At 65.0% G+C, this 14,944-nt stretch carries 14 protein-coding genes and 1 other RNA gene; 9 read left to right on the plus strand and 6 right to left on the minus strand.

The features are described 5' to 3' along the window. Positions 1–56 precede the first annotated feature (56 nt). From mraZ to rsmI, 3 genes are all read right to left on the minus strand, one after another. Positions 57–503, minus strand: a complete 447-nt coding sequence (gene mraZ / locus ACN9MB_RS18765) for a division/cell wall cluster transcriptional repressor MraZ (protein ID WP_204637175.1) — start codon at positions 501–503, stop codon at positions 57–59. A gap of 313 nt (positions 504–816) precedes the next feature. Continuing rightward, an RNA gene (gene rnpB, locus ACN9MB_RS18770) (RNase P RNA component class A) lies at positions 817–1,183 on the minus strand. Between the two features lie 135 nt (positions 1,184–1,318). Further along, positions 1,319–2,146 carry a 16S rRNA (cytidine(1402)-2'-O)-methyltransferase gene (gene rsmI, locus ACN9MB_RS18775; protein WP_426269878.1) on the minus strand — a complete coding sequence of 276 codons (828 nt, stop codon included), beginning with the start codon at positions 2,144–2,146 and terminating at the stop codon, positions 1,319–1,321. A 93-nt stretch (positions 2,147–2,239) separates the two neighbouring features. On the opposite strand from rsmI, the gene ACN9MB_RS18780 reads away from it, so the two are divergent. The 5 genes from ACN9MB_RS18780 to ACN9MB_RS18800 all read left to right on the plus strand — a co-directional run bounded on the left by ACN9MB_RS18780 (position 2,240) and on the right by ACN9MB_RS18800 (position 7,668). Continuing rightward, positions 2,240–4,090 (plus strand): penicillin-binding protein activator, encoded by a 1,851-nt coding sequence (locus ACN9MB_RS18780; RefSeq protein WP_426269879.1) that lies wholly within the window; start codon positions 2,240–2,242, stop codon positions 4,088–4,090. Beyond that, on the plus strand, positions 4,090–4,446 hold the full coding sequence (locus ACN9MB_RS18785; protein WP_426269880.1) for a YraN family protein: 357 nt from the start codon (positions 4,090–4,092) through the stop codon (positions 4,444–4,446). Before ACN9MB_RS18780 ends, ACN9MB_RS18785 begins: the two co-directional genes overlap by 1 nt. A 98-nt stretch (positions 4,447–4,544) precedes the next feature. Beyond that, a complete protein-coding gene (locus tag ACN9MB_RS18790; RefSeq protein WP_426269881.1) occupies positions 4,545–6,002 on the plus strand; it encodes an alpha/beta hydrolase in 1,458 nt (485 codons plus the stop codon). A gap of 42 nt (positions 6,003–6,044) precedes the next feature. Continuing rightward, positions 6,045–7,415, plus strand: a complete 1,371-nt coding sequence (locus ACN9MB_RS18795; protein ID WP_426269882.1) for an FAD-binding oxidoreductase — start codon at positions 6,045–6,047, stop codon at positions 7,413–7,415. A 151-nt stretch (positions 7,416–7,566) separates the two neighbouring features. Then, positions 7,567–7,668 carry an FAD-linked oxidase C-terminal domain-containing protein gene (locus ACN9MB_RS18800; RefSeq protein ID WP_204637181.1) on the plus strand — a complete coding sequence of 34 codons (102 nt, stop codon included), beginning with the start codon at positions 7,567–7,569 and terminating at the stop codon, positions 7,666–7,668. Positions 7,669–7,781: 113 nt separating this feature from the next. Here the strand turns inward: ACN9MB_RS18800 and rhtC are convergent, their stop codons facing one another. After that, positions 7,782–8,405, minus strand: coding sequence for a threonine export protein RhtC (rhtC, locus tag ACN9MB_RS18805; protein WP_204637182.1), 624 nt, complete (start codon positions 8,403–8,405; stop codon positions 7,782–7,784). Positions 8,406–8,622: 217 nt separating this feature from the next. On the opposite strand from rhtC, the gene ACN9MB_RS18810 reads away from it, so the two are divergent. Beyond that, positions 8,623–9,891: a nucleoside permease gene (locus ACN9MB_RS18810; RefSeq protein WP_204637183.1), complete on the plus strand. Its 1,269-nt coding sequence runs from the start codon at positions 8,623–8,625 to the stop codon at positions 9,889–9,891. 148 nt (positions 9,892–10,039) lie between these two features. Further along, on the plus strand, positions 10,040–11,026 hold the full coding sequence (dusB, locus tag ACN9MB_RS18815) for a tRNA dihydrouridine synthase DusB (RefSeq protein WP_426269883.1): 987 nt from the start codon (positions 10,040–10,042) through the stop codon (positions 11,024–11,026). Between the two features lie 44 nt (positions 11,027–11,070). Here the strand turns inward: dusB and ACN9MB_RS18820 are convergent, their stop codons facing one another. Further along, on the minus strand, positions 11,071–11,961 hold the full coding sequence (locus ACN9MB_RS18820) for a CsgG/HfaB family protein (protein WP_426271947.1): 891 nt from the start codon (positions 11,959–11,961) through the stop codon (positions 11,071–11,073). 290 nt (positions 11,962–12,251) lie between these two features. Between ACN9MB_RS18820 and ACN9MB_RS18825 the strand changes: the two genes are divergently transcribed. Further along, positions 12,252–13,175 (plus strand): alpha/beta hydrolase, encoded by a 924-nt coding sequence (locus ACN9MB_RS18825; protein ID WP_426271948.1) that lies wholly within the window; start codon positions 12,252–12,254, stop codon positions 13,173–13,175. A gap of 76 nt (positions 13,176–13,251) precedes the next feature. Continuing rightward, positions 13,252–14,082, plus strand: a complete 831-nt coding sequence (locus ACN9MB_RS18830) for a class I SAM-dependent methyltransferase (RefSeq protein ID WP_425490841.1) — start codon at positions 13,252–13,254, stop codon at positions 14,080–14,082. Here ACN9MB_RS18830 and ACN9MB_RS18835 read toward each other — a convergent pair. Further along, positions 14,076–14,771, minus strand: a complete 696-nt coding sequence (locus ACN9MB_RS18835; RefSeq protein WP_426269884.1) for a GDSL-type esterase/lipase family protein — start codon at positions 14,769–14,771, stop codon at positions 14,076–14,078. The genes ACN9MB_RS18830 and ACN9MB_RS18835 overlap by 7 nt on opposite strands. Positions 14,772–14,944: the final 173 nt, after the last annotated feature.

The following is a 14,944-nucleotide window of genomic DNA, read 5'->3' on the forward strand; positions in this document are numbered from 1 at the left end:
GCCGCTTGCACTCCCGCTCCCGTCTCGTTACTGCGCCGCGCTGCCACCGTTGCCGGTTACAGCTGCAGCTCCGCCATCTCGTTGGTGATCTCGTCTTCGCCGATGGTCTGGCGGATCTTGGCCAGGTGAGCCTGCTCGCTCCAAAGCTCGAACTTGTTGCCCATGCCCAGCAGAACCGCCTTTTTCTCGATGCCCGTGGTCGCGCGCTGACTGGCCGGCAGCAATAGACGCGCGGCGGTATCGGGCTCGACTACGGCCGCGGCACCCACCAGCTTCATCTGCATGTCGCGGTGAGCCGCCTTGACCTTGGGAAGCGCGTTGACCTGGTCGCGCACCTTTTCCCACTCCGCGTACGGGAACAGCCACAGGCAGCCCGACTCGAAGGGGTTGTAGGTGATCACCAGACGATTGGCGCAGGCGCCCGCCACCAACTCGCGGTACGCGGTTGGAATGGCCAGGCGGCCTTTGTCGTCAACGGTGATGGCGGTTTCGCCCTGGAACACGACCGATAGCTCCCACGAATTCCCACGATTTCACACAGGAACCCACGATAGTCTCGCCCCCTGAGACTGTCAAGGAAATTTTTCTTGTGAATCAATGAGAAAGGCGGTGATGTGGCAGTAATTCCAGCCCTTTCTGAGGAAACACTCGAAGGTGTTTGAAAGGCTGGGTTTTTTTGATTTCAAACCGTGCCATCAGTCACGCTTTTCGAGGTCCTTGAAGGCACCCGAGATGAATCGCTGTTCATGGCCCGCCACCCACGCCCGTCATCGCCTCGCCAACGAGTGGCGAGACGATGACGACCGGTGGTGAAGGAGGTGGAGTCGGCCTGTAAGCCGGGTTCTGTACGCCTTGCGGCGCGACAGTCATTCCTCTCGGCCTGGCGTCACCGCCAGGCTCCAGCAACCTACCCGGGAACAACGCGGGCCGCGTTATCGTTCCCCTATTTGGTCTTGCTCCGAGTGGGGTTTACCGTGCCACGCGACGTTAGCCCCGCGTGCGGTGCGCTCTTACCGCACCCTTTCACCCTTACCACGCGCATCCGAAGATGCCGTTCGGCGGTCTGCTCTCTGTTGCACTGGCCGTCAGCTCACGCTGCCCAGGAGTTACCTGGCACTCTGCCCTGTGGAGCCCGGACTTTCCTCGATGCGCTTGCGCGCGACGCGACTGTCCGGCCGACTCCACCGCGGATTCTAGTGGAAAACAGGTCTCAGCGAGTTGCGGACGGCGCAATCACCCCTGTGGGAGCGCACTTGTGCGCGACTGCGGCGCACCGGGGCTCTGCGGTCGCGCACAAGTGCGCTCCCACAGAAAAATCTCAACCTTCGTAGAGCAGCTTGCGCGGTGCGCCGGTGATTGCCGCGGCCAGCTTGGCCGCCTTCGCGGGCGGCAGCTCCTCGCGAAGCAAGGCAAACACACGCTTGCCTTCCGCTTCGCGCGCATCCGTCTCTTCGCCGCGCCCGGCCACCATGAGCACGCACTCTCCACGCTGCTGATCCGGATCGCTGGCCACGCGCGCCGCCAGATCGCCCAGCGGTTCGCCGATCACCGTCTCGAACAGCTTGGTCAGTTCGCGCGCGAGCACGCCTTCGCGCGCTTCGCCGAACACATCGCGCATGTCGGCCAGGCTTTCGGCCACGCGATGCGACGACTCGTAAAAGATGAGCGTGCGCGGATCGCCCGCAAGCTCCTGCAGACGCGTGCGCCTGGCGGCGGCCTTGGGCGGAAGAAAGCCCTCGAACACGAAGCGATCGCTGGGCAGGCCCGCCACCGACAGCGCCGCAATCGCCGCGCACGCGCCCGGCACCGGGGCACAGCGGATCCCCGCGGCGCGCGCGGCACGCACCAGGCGAAAGCCGGGATCGCTGATGAGCGGCGTGCCCGCATCGGAAATCAACGCCACCGATTCGCCGCCCTGCAGGCGGCGCACGATGGCGTCGACCACCTCGCGTTCATTGTGGTCGTGCAGCGCCACCAGCGGCGTGCCGACGTTGTAGTGCATCAGCAGCGGCCGGCTGTGGCGCGTGTCCTCGGCCGCAATCACGGCCACCGAACGCAGCGTCTCGATGGCACGCGCGGAAAAGTCGTCCCGATGACCGATCGGCGTGGCGACCACCCATAGCAGACCAGGCTGAATCTGTGACATCTTGCTGTTTCCTATGCATCGGGCCGGCAAGCCAATGGGCTATCATCGCCCATCCGCCGACCATGTCGTCAAAAAGCTCGAAGGGATTTGGCCATGCGCTTGTACCGCGCCGCAGGCGTTGCCCTGCTTGTTGCCCTGGCATTGAGCGGCTGCGTGCCGCCGGCCGCACAGAAGTCGCCGGCGGAAGTCGCGGCGAGCCAGCAGGCCGACGTCCTGATCCAGCAGGGCAAGTTCGACGAGGCCGCGCAGGCCTATCTCGCGCTGGCGCAGACCGGCAGCAATCGCGACCATTATCAGTTGCTGGCCGCCGAAGCCTATCGACAGGAAGGCCAGCTCGATCGTGCGGCACCGCTGCTCGACGGCATCCGTCGCCAGCGGCTGACCGGCGACGAGCCCTCGCGACTCGACCTGCTGCAGGCCGAATGGGCATTGAAGCAACACAACGCGCCGAAGGCGCTACAGCTCACCACCCAACCGAACATCAGCGTGCCGCCGGCATTGCAGCTGCGCCTGCTCGAACTGCGCTCGCAGTCCATGCAGCAAACCGGCGACTTCTGGGGCGCCGCACGCACGCGTGTCGAAATGGACGGCCAATTGAGCGGCCTGGACCAGGCGCAGAACCGCAAGCAGATCGTTTCGCTGCTCACTCAACTGGGCATCGACCCGTTGAAGCAGCGCGCCGCGGCAATGCAGCCCAGCGATCGCATGCTGCCGTGGGTGAATGAAGCACTCACCCAGCTCGGCGTCGCGGTGGCGCATCCCGCGCCGGCGCTCGAGCAGGAAGTGGGCACCATGCTGCCGGGCGAAGGCGCCAACGTGCGCGAAGGCTTCAAGATGCCGTCGCGCGTGGCGCTGCTGTTGCCCACCAGCGGCAACCTCGCCTCGGCCGGCACGGCCATTCGCGAGGGTTTCTTCGCCGCCTACGCCGATTCCGCGCACAACCACATGCCGCGTCCGCCGGTACGCGTCTACGACAGCGCCGGCACCACGGCGGGCGCGATCAAGGCCTACCAGCAAGCCGTCAACGATGGGGCGCAGCTCATCATCGGCCCGCTGACGCGCGGCGAAGTATCCGCCCTGTTCGGCCTGCAGCAGCTGCCCGTACCGCTGCTCGCACTCAACCATCCCGACGACAAGAGCCTGCCCGCCAGCGGCGTGAGCGAGTTCGGCCTGCTGCCCGAAACCGAAGGCGCGCAAGCCGCCGATCACATGGCGGAGGCCGGCATCACCAATGCGTTCGTCATCGTCAGCAGCGACGACTTCGCCCAGCGCGCGGCCAAATCGTTCAAGGCGGAGCTCGAGGCACGCGGCGGCAAAGTCGCGGGCACCGGCAACCTCGGCAGCGGCGTCAACTTTGCCTCGACCATTTCAGGCCTCGGCATGCCGACCGACAGTGGCGACGCCAGCGCCAACAAGGACAGCGGCATCTTCATCAGCATGCGCCCGCAACAGGCGCGCCTGCTGCTGCCGCAGCTCAGGCTTGCCCGCGTGAACCTGCCGGTGGTCGGCACGTCGCACATCTATGCCGGCGTCGATGACGCAGGCGCCAACCGCGATCTCGAAGGCGTCGAGTTCTGCGATTCGCCATGGCTGTTCGACGTCCAGCCGGGCCTGCCCAATCACGGCGACATCGCCGGACAGTTGCCCGCGGCACGCGGCACCTCCGCTCGCCTGTTCGCATTCGGCATGGATGCATGGAACCTTGCGCCCTATATCGACTGGCTGCGCGCGCATCCCGGCAGCTATCTGCCCGGTGCCAGCGGACAACTCACCTCCGACCAGTTCGGCCGCATCCGTCGCGTGCTCGTCTGGGCCAAGTTCCAGGACGGTCTGGCCCGGCCGCTCAACGGCAGCCTGCAGATGGATACCTCGCCTGCACTCGCCCCGCCGACCGACGCGAGCGGCTCGCCGCAACTCCAGCCCGAGCAGCCCACCGGCAATTGATGCGCGCAGCCGGCGCCGCATTCGAACAACGCGCCTGCGCCGAACTGCAGCGCGCAGGCCTCAAGCTGCTCGCGCGCAACTACACCACGCGCCATGGCGAACTCGACCTGGTGATGATGGATCGCGACACGGTGGTGTTTGTCGAAGTGCGCCATCGCCTGCACAGCAGCCGTGGCGACGCCGCGGCCTCCGTCAATGCCGGCAAGCAATCCAAGCTGATCAAGACGGCCGGGCTTTGGCTGGCCGCTCATTCGCAACATGCCAACCGGGCCTGCCGCTTCGACGTGGTCTGCTATGACGGCCCCACGGAAGCCGCCCACATGAGCTGGTGGCGCAACGCATTCGAAGCCAACTAGGCCGGTCGCAGGCCATTCGTCCACGCTTTGCACATATTCGCCCGGGCACACTGCACGCAGCGCGCCGCCCACCAACGGCACCGTCATACGGGGACACCATGGTTCGCATGCTGATCAAGATCGGCAAATGGACGGCCATCATCGTGCTGGTCTTCCTGGTGTCCCTGCTGGCCATTCGCGCCTGGGATTCGCAGCGCGGCGATCCCTTGGCGCCCTGGCAGACCTTCGTGCCCGACGAGCTGACGCCGTCGCAACTGGATGCCAGCGATTGGGCCGGGTACTTGAAGGCTGAGCAACACGCATTCGACGAGGTCAAGAACGAGGTCACCGACCAGCTCGAAACCGCCCAACGCGCGGTCACCAACCGATACTTCGACGGCGCACCGATGTATCCGGGGCGCTTTGCCCACGACTGGAACCGCTCGTACGTGCTGGAACCAGCCGGCACGCCGGTGGGCGCGGTCGTGTTGATCCATGGCTTGACCGACTCGCCATACAGCCTGCGCGATATCGCCGAGCTGTATCGCGCCCACGGTTTTGTGGCGATCGGCTTGCGCGTGCCGGGACACGGCACGGTACCCGCCGGATTGACCAAGGCGGACTGGCCGCAATGGCTGGCCGCGACTCGGCTCGCGATGCGCGAGGCGCGGCGGCGCGTGGGGCCGAATGCGCCCGTCCATATCGTCGGCTACTCGAATGGCGGCGCGTTGGCGGTGAAATACACGCTGGATGCATGCGAGCACCCTGAGCTCAGCATGCCTACACGCCTTGTGCTCTTGTCGCCGATGATCGGCGTGACCAGTTTCGCCCGCTTCGCCGGCCTTGCCGGACTGCCTGCGATGTTGCCGCGCTTTGCCAAGGCGGCATGGCTGGATCTGCTGCCGGAGTACAACCCGTTCAAGTACAACTCGTTTCCGGTCAATGCCGCGCGGCAGTCGTATTTGTTGACGGATGCGATCCACAGCCAGATGGTTCGCATGGCGCGCGATAAGAAGCTCGCCCGGCTGCCGCCGATCCTCACCTTCCAGTCCGTGGTGGACGATACGGTGAGCGCGTCCGCCGTGATGCACACGCTCTACGCACATGTGCCGGGCAACGGCAGCGAGGTCGTGTTGTTCGACGTGAATCGCAACCGCCGCTTCGACGCGCTGCTCAAGCCCAGCGCACTGGCGGCCGTCAACCGCATGCTGCCGGCTGGACCGCAGTCGTATCGCGCCACGGTGATAGCCAATGTGACCGACGATGACGAACACACCGTCGCCCGCAGCACCGAAGCAGGCCAGACCGCGCCGACGGTGACGCGCTTGTCGGAGCTGTACCCCGACAACATCTTCTCGCTTTCGCATATCGCCCTGCCGTTCCCCTCGAACGATCCGCTCTACGGCACGGAGCCGGACCTGTCGGAGAACTACGGCATTCGTCTCGGCACGGTGGCGCCTCGCGGCGAGCGTGGCGCGCTCATCCTCAATCTCGATGCGGCACTGCGCATCAGCTCCAATCCGTTCTATCCCTATATCCGCGAGCGGATCGAGCAGTTGCTGCCACCAGGTAGCTGAGCAGTCACGGCAAGCGGCGGCGGAGAGTGGGATACTCATCGCATGACTCTTCCCGATGGCTTGCTCGACACGCTCCGCACGCATTTCCCGGACGATGCCCTGGCGACCGGCATGGCCGAGCGCCTGGCCTATGCCTACGACAACTCCCGCCGCAACGCGCTGCCCGATGCCGTGGTCTTCCCGACCTCGCACGAACAGACCGAAGCGCTGGTAAAGGCATGCCGTGCGCACCGGGTGCCGGTGATCGGCCGCGGTCGCGGCACCAACACCACCGGTGCCACGGTGCCGGTGGCGGGCGGCGTGGTGGCGAGTTTCGAGCGGATGAATCGCATCCTGCGCATCGATCCGGACAATCGGCTCGCGGTGGTGGAACCCGGCGTGCTGAATGGCGATCTGCAGCAGGCGTTGAAGCCGCACGGCTTCTTCTGGCCTCCGGATCCTTCGTCCTCGCCCTGGTGCAGCATCGGCGGCAACCTCGCCTGCAATTCGGCGGGGCCGCGCACGGTGAAGTACGGCAGTCCGCGCGAGAACACACTGGGGTTGCGCGCGGTGTCCGGCACGGGCGAAGGATTTCGTTGCGGCACCTATACCAGCAAGGGCGCCACGGGTTATGACCTCACGCGGCTGTTGATCGGCTCGGAAGGCACGCTGGCACTGATCACCGAGGCCACGCTCAAACTCACGCCCAAGCCATCGGCGCTGCGCACCATCCGAGCCACCTATCGCGATGTATCGGCGGCGGCACGCGCCGTCGCGCGCATCATGGCCCAGCCGGTCACGCCGTGCGCACTGGAGTTCATCGACGACACCGCGCTGAAACTGGCGCGCGACTACGGCGGCGATTCAGTGCCGCTGGCCGGCGCAATGCTGATGATCGAAGTGGATGGTGAAGCAGAGACGCTGCCGAGCGCGGTGGACGCCGTCTCCCGCGCGGCGCGCGGCGATGGCCTGGAAGACCTGCGCGTGGCCGAAACCGCGGAGGAAACGCAGGCGTTGTGGTCGGCGCGCAAGGCGCTGTCGCCGGCGCAGCGCACCATCTCGCCGAACAAGATCAACGAGGATGTGGTGGTTCCCGTGAGCCATCTGCCCGAACTGGTCGATGGCATCAAGCAACTGGCCAGGAAACACGACGTGCTCATCGTGAGTTTCGGCCATGCGGGCAACGGCAATCTCCATGTGAACCTGCTGCCCCGCGACGAGTCGGAGCGCGAGCGCGCGCATGCCTGCCTGGCCGATGTCTTCGCGCTGGTGATTTCGCTGGAAGGCACGCTGTCGGGCGAGCACGGCATCGGGCTGGTGAAGAAGGAATTCATGCCGCTGGCGCTGCAGCCTTCGACGCTGCAGTTGATGCGCCATGTGAAGGCGGCTTTCGATCCGGAGTGGATTCTCAATCCGGGCAAGCTGCTACCCTGACCCGTCCCAGTCCTGTGGGAGCGCATTTGTGCGCGACAAGCCTCTCACTGAGCGATACCTGTGACGCTGCGGTCGCGCACAAGTGCGCTCCCACAAAAGATGAGCGATCGGCGTCCGCTCAGTCCTTGCGCGCAAAGATGATGAAGAAATCATGCCGCTGGCGCTGCAGCCTTCGACGCTGCAGTTGATGCGCCATGTGAAGGCGGCTTTCGATCCGGAGGGGATTCTCAATCCGGGCAAGCTGCTGCCCTGATTCTGCCCTTGTAGGAGCGCACCCTGTGCGCGACAAACTTACCCTGAGCGAAGACTTGTGGGCTGCGATCGCGCACAGGGTGCGCTCCTACAGTGTGTGGCCGTGCTCTGCGCTCAGACCTTGCGCGCAAAAATCAGGTGCAACCCGAACAGCACGAACACGGCGCCCGCCAGCCCGTCGATCCAGCGCGAAAGCTTCAGATAGCCGCGGCGCATGGCGGGCAACGCGAACACGCCTGCGACCACGGTGAACCACAGCAGCGTTTCCACGATCACCAGGGTCCACAGCCCCCAGCGCGTGGCGGTATCGACGCGATCGCCCAGGAACGCTGAAAACACGCTGCCGAAATAGATCACCACTTTCGGATTGGAGAGGTTGGTCAGCAGACCGGCACGCAAGGTGGCCCAGTCGCTCTGCTGCAGCACGGCGCGCGGTTCGCTGGCCGAAACGGGAGCCTTCACGGCGCCGCGCAGCATCTTCAGGCCCATCCAGGCGAGATAGAGGCCTCCGGCGATGGCGATCAGGCGCTCCAGCCAGGCCAGCCGCTGCAACAACAACTGCAACCCGGCCAGCGCCAGCGCCGACCACACCACCACACCCAGAGTGATGCCCAGCACGCCGAACATGGCCTGGCGGCGCGTGCGGCTCACTGCCGTCTGCGACACGAAGAAGAAGTCCGGACCGGGGCTCAGCAAGGCCACCAGATGCACCAGGGCGATGGTCAGGAACAGGCTCACGGAGGTCTCCTCGGGGAATGGGGCCGATGTCTTCGTGGCGGCGCAGCTTGTCGCCACCGCAGCGGTCCTCTAGTCTGCCCGTTTTGGCACGGCCTTGGGACTTCCCAAGCCTCTGCAGGGGGATTCGCGGCTCGTCCAGACAGGTCCGGCTTCCGCCCGCCTGGAGGCATGAGCGCGCCACCTGCCCACTAACCGCTTCAACCACAGACATACGCTGATGAGCCTGCGACTGCGCCTGATTGCCATGAACTTCCTGCAATTCTTCGTGTGGGGGTCGTGGCTGCTTACCATCGGCGCGTACTGGTTCCAGACCAAGCACTGGTCAGGCGCGCAGTTCGGCGCGATCTTCTCGACCATGGGCATCGCCTCGCTGTTCATGCCGTCCATTGCCGGCGTGATCGCGGACAAGCACATCAACGCGGAAAAGCTCTACGGCCTGTTCCACATCGGCGGCGCGATCGTGCTGTTCTGCGTGCCGATGGTGCAGTCCCCGGGCCTGATGTTCTGGGTGATGCTGATCAACATGATGTTCTACATGCCGACCATCGCGCTCTCCGTGGCGGTGGCATTCAACGCGCTCAAGAGCGACGGCAAGGACGTGGTTCGCGATTTTCCGCCTATCCGCGTGTGGGGCACGGTGGGTTTCATCGCCGCGCTGTGGACGGTGAGCCTGCTGCACCTGGAAACCTCGTCGGGCCAGTTCTACGTGGCCTCGGGCGCGTCGCTGCTGCTGGGCCTTTACGCCTTCACGCTGCCGCCCTGCCCGCCGCGCTTCCAGCGCCGCGACAACCAGTCGTTGCTGGACACCTTCGGCCTCACCTCGTTCAAGCTGTTTCGCGACGCGCGCATGGCGGTGTTCTTCATCTTTTCGATGCTGCTGGGTGCGGCGCTGCAGCTGACCAACGCCTACGGCGATACGTTCCTGCACGACTTCGCCAAGATGGATGCGTACAAGGATCTGGTGGCGGTGCGTTACCCCGCCATCATCATGTCCATCTCGCAGATTTCCGAAACGCTGTTCATCCTGGCCATTCCGTTCTTCCTGCGCCGCTTCGGCATCAAGACGGTGATGCTGATCAGCATGCTGGCGTGGACGCTGCGCTTTGGCCTGTTTGCCTTTGGCGATCCGGGCGCGGGCCTGTGGATGATCGTGCTGTCGTGCATCGTGTACGGCATGGCGTTCGACTTCTTCAATATCTCCGGCCAGTTGTTCGTGGAAGGCCAGAGCGATCCGTCCATCCGCGCCAGCGCGCAGGGCCTGTTCATGCTGATGACCAACGGCGTCGGCGCGGTGCTGGGCAGCTCGATCAGCGGCCTGGTGATCGAGGCGTTCTTCACTCATCCGGACCAGAGCAAGGACTGGCACGGCATCTGGATCACCTTCGCCAGCTATTCGCTGATCGTGTCGGTGTTGTTCATGGTGCTGTTCAAGCACAAGCACGACCGGGTGGCGGCGGAAGCGCTGGCGGCCAAGATCGCGCACTGAGCCAAACTGCTTTCCTTGTGGGAGCGCACTTGTGCGCGACAACCCTACGAAGCGGTGAATTGAAGTGTGGCTGTCGCGCACGAGTGCGTTCCCACAAGGGTTTTCCAGCCTGGATACACTGGCTTTTCCGGCCGGGTACAATAGCCGGATGCAGATCGGCCCCTACCGCATCGACCCGCCCGTGGTGCTCGCGCCCATGGCCGGGGTCACCGACAAGCCTTTTCGCCTGCTGTGCAAACGGCTGGGCGCGGGTTTGGCCGTGTCCGAGATGACCAACGCCGATCCCCGCCTGTGGCGGACGCGCAAGTCGCTGCAGCGCATGGACCACGATGGGGAACCGGAACCCGTCAGCGTACAGATCGCCGGCTACGATCCCACGATGCTGGCCGAAGCGGCGCGCTACAACGCGGACAACGGCGCCCAGATCATCGACATCAACATGGGCTGCCCGGCCAAGAAGGTCTGCAATGTGTGGTCCGGCTCTGCGCTGTTGCAGGACGAGCCGCTGGTGGCGCGCATCGTCAAGGCCGTGGTCGATGCCGTCGACATCCCGGTGACGCTGAAGATCCGCACCGGCTGGGATCGCCAGAACAAGAACGCGCTGACCATCGCGAAAATCGCGGAAGACGCGGGCATTGCCGCGCTCGCCGTGCATGGCCGCACACGTGCCGACAAATACGAAGGCGAAGCGGAGTACGACACCATCGCCGCGGTGAAGGCCAGCGTGCGCATACCCGTGCTCGCCAATGGCGATGTGGTGACGCCGCAGCAAGCAAAGCATGTGCTCGACGTCACCGGCGCCGACGCCGTGATGGTGGGCCGCGGTGCGCAGGGACGGCCGTGGATTTTCCGCGAGATCGCCCATTACCTCGCCACCGGCGAGAGCCTGCCCGAGCCGACAGCGGCCGAGGTATGCGAGATCCTGCTGCATCACCTGGAACATCTGTACGCGTTCTACGGCGAATTGCAGGGCGTGCGCATCGCACGCAAACACCTGGGCTGGTATGCCAAGGACCGGCCGGAAAACGCCGCGTTCCGCAACGTGGTCAATCGCGCGGAAAATGCCCAGGATCAGCTGCGCCTGACGCGCGAGTATTTCGCCAGCCTGCACGACGGCGTGCGGCTCGCCGCCTGAGCAACGATATCCGGGCCGCCAATCGACGGCCCGGATGACTCAACTCAGTGCGACAGCTGCAGCAGGGTGGACGACACCCAACCCTTGTTGCCCAGCTCGTCTTCCACTTCCCACATGGTGCCCTGCTTGTTGCCGGTGGGGTAAAGCATCATGCCCGGATCGAGCGTGCGCACCGCCGAGCCGCCGGTGGCGCTGGCCAGCAAGCGACCGGGCTTGAGCATGGTCACGGCCTGCTGCGCGCCCGCCTGCGAAGCGTTCGATGGCAGCGAACCCAACTGCGCCACCATCTTGTTGTACGCCTGCAGGTAGGCCATGGTGACGACCTGGCCGATCTCGGTGTTGGCGTATCCGCCCACGCCCGCACCGCCCACGCCACTGGCGCCCCATAGCGCGCCGCCACTGCTGAAACCGATGTCGTTCTTCTTGGCGCTGCCATCGGCCGTGGCCACCTGTTCGGACGAGCGCACGTCGGTCAGGGTCAGCACCACGTCGGCGGTCTTGCTGGAAATGCTGAGGTTGCCGGCGAGGCGCCCCACCTTGCTGCCGCCGAGCAGGCCGCCGAGCACGCTGCCCACCGAGGTGCCGCCGGCATCCTTGTTGCTGGAGATCAGGTCCGGGACGAGCACATAGTCGGCCGCCTTGATCTGCCCCTTGCCCACGTTGGAACGCACACGCAGGTCGCCGTTGGCGGCCAGGTCACGCTCCTGCTGCGCCATGGCCATGCCGGCCCCGCGATCGACCAGGGTGAAGCAGCCCGACTTGGCCACGAATACCTTTATCAGCTTGGTCGGCGACGGCAGCTGGCGCTCGCTCCACCAGTCCACGCCGCGCTCGGGTTCTTCCACCGCCAGCGTGCCGAGCTTGGTCGCGCAGGTGGGAATCTGCGTCATCTGCGCGGCGCGTTGATCCTGGGCGCTTTCCGCATGGGCGGACATGCCGGCCGCCACGATCAGCGCAAAACTCCATGCTCCGCCCCTGATGGCGGTTCTCTTGCAACGATCCATTTGCCCCTTCCTTACGTGATTGAAACTGCTGCAAACGCTCGCGCGCGAGCGCCCCTGTAAACTTAAGAAAGGTCTCAATCACGAAGCGACGGATATAGCGGCGAACATCGCAGAATCTTGTAGGCCAATTCCTACTGAGCGTAAAAATGTCGGGAAAAGGCCGCAAACCCTTGCGCAACGCCAGCCGGCATGATGGCCGCCAGCTTGCTACCGTCACCTTCATGCCCCTACCCATTTTTCGTCGCCCATGGCTATCGCGGATAACCGGCACCCTGCTACTGAGCGGGCTCGCACTGTTGCTCGCCGGATGCGAGGCGACGCTGTTCGCCGGGCTCAACGCCACCAATGCGCGCAAGGACATCGTCGAACAGCACGGCATCGTCTTCGACGCGACACACACGTTGGCATTGGACGTCTATGCGCCCACTCACGCGGAGCACGCACCCATCGTGGTCTTCTTCTACGGCGGCACCTGGGTACGCGGCGAACGCGCCTGGTATCGCTTCGTGGGCACGACGCTGGCTGCGCATGGCGTCATCACGGTGATTCCCGATTACCGCAAATACCCGCAGGTGAAACTCGATGGCTTCATGCAGGATGCCGCCGAGGCCGTCGCCTGGACGCACGCACACGCGGCAGAGATCGGCGGCTCACCCGACGATGTCTTCGTGATGGGGCACTCGGCCGGTGGCCAGATCGCCGCCCTGCTGGCGACGGACCCGCAATGGCTGGGCGGCCACGGCTTGAAGCCGACGGAGCTGGCCGGCTTCATCGGTCTCGCCGGCTGCTACGACTTCGTACCCGTGCCGCAGGACGATCCGATCATGCTGGGCGTCTTCGGCAGCACGGCAGAGCAACAGCGTCGCGGGCAGCCGGTGAGCTACGTGCACGGCGCCGAGCCGCCGATGCTGTTGCTGCAAGGCACCGACGACGGCGAAGTGGAACCGTCGAACGCGATCTCGCTGTACCGGGCCACGCAGGCTGTGCATGGTGACAGCACGTTGCGCACCTATCCTGGCGTGGGGCATGAAGCGTTGCTGTTCAGCCTGTCGCGGCCGCTGCGTGGCGGTGCGCCGGCGCTGGGCGACATCCTCGCTTTCATTGCGGCGCATCCGCACGCCAAAGCTGCCACACACGCTCCCTGAGCGCGCTGCGACACTTTCCCTCCACAAGCGTCGGCGTAGCGTTGCAGATCCACGTTCCCAGCGAGCGGATGCCGTCGTGAACAGCATCGTCACCGGTGAGTTTCCCTATATCCACGGCTTTTCGTCGGACGAGCAATCGCGCCTGATCCGTCAGGCGCGCATGTTCGAGACCACGCTGTTCAGCCGCATCGACTACAGCGAGGCTTCGCGTCTGCTCGAAGTCGGTTGCGGCGTGGGTGCGCAGACGGAGATCCTGCTGCGGCGCTTTCCGCATCTTGAAGTGACTGGCGTGGATCGCTCCGGGGCGCAGTTGGAAGCGGCCGAACGCCATCTGGCCCAGTCCGCCTGGTGCACGTCGCGCTACACGCTGCAGCAGGCCGATGCTACCGATCTGCCGTTTCCCGATCGAAGCTTCGATGCGGCGTACCTGTGCTGGGTGCTGGAACACATGCCCAGTCCCGCGCGCGTGCTGAGCGAACTGCGCCGCGTGCTCAGCCCCGGCGCGGTGGTGTACGTCACCGAAGTGCTCAACACTTCGTTCTTTCTCGATCCGTATTCACCGCATCTGCTGCGTTACTGGATGGCCTTCAACGACTACCAGTACGACAGCGGCGGCGATCCGTTCATCGGCGCCAAGTTGGGCAACCTGCTGCTGGCCGGCGGCTATCGCGATGTGCAGACCGAGGTGAAGAGTTTCCACCTCGACAATCGCCAGCCCGGCAAGCGCAAACAGATGATGGCGTTCTGGGAAGAACTGCTGCTCTCGGCGGCCGACCAGCTGGTGGCCACCGGCAAGGTCGACACCGCGACGGTCGAGGGCATGCGCAGCGAATTGCAGGCGGTGCGCAACGATCCGAACGCGGTGTTTTTTTTCGCCTTCGTGCAGGCGCGGGCGTTGGTTTACTGAGCCGGTTTGGCGGCGAAGCCGTAGCCGGCCAGCACGGGTTTCAACGCGGCGATCCACAGCGCGTAACCGGTCGGCTGCATGTGCAGGCCGTCGGGGCGGAACAGTTCGGGACGCGGCTTGCCTTGCGCATCGACCATCGCCGGTGCGATGTCGAGGAAACGGATGTTGTTCTGCGTGGCGGCCCAGTCGCGGATCTTGTCGTTGGCGGCCTTCATGGTCGGCCACAGCGCGAGGCGCGCGATGCTGGGCTTGATCGAGATGTAGACGATGGGCACGCCGGGAACGCCCTGGCGCGCACGCGCCACGAACTGCTGGAACGAAGCGAGCACCTGGTCGGGCGTGGCGCCGTCGTTGACGTCGTTGTCGCCGGCATACATCACGATCAGCCTGGGCTGGTAAGGCCACACGATCTGCTTGGCGTAATAGGTGGAGTCAGGCAGCGCCGAACCGCCGAAGCCGCGGTTGATCACGGGAATGCCCGGAAAATCCTGCGCCAGCGACTTCCAGAACTGGATCGACGAGCTGCCGATGAACAGAACCCCGTGCTGGGCCGGCGGATGCTGGTGGTCGGCCGCCACGAAGGCGGCGATGTCGGGCTGCCAATGCGAGGGTGGCTGGCTGTCGGCATGGGCAAACGCCGAGGCAACCAGGGACGCTGCGAGAAAGATCAGTCCGGTCAATCGCTTCATGCAACTTCTCCTGCGGGGGCGGAAGTTCGATTATGGATGTCTCGACAGGTATGTCTAGCCAATGGCACGCATGTTCGAGAGCAGAGTCGACGCCTGGCGCGATCACCGCGGACCCGCCATTCGTCCCAGCAGCGGCACCATTCGTCACTTCATGCTTGTCGGCTCGTCGGGCG

The sequence above is a fragment of the Dyella kyungheensis genome (assembly GCF_049913195.1).
GTDB classification, from domain to species: Bacteria; Pseudomonadota; Gammaproteobacteria; order Xanthomonadales; family Rhodanobacteraceae; genus Dyella; species Dyella kyungheensis.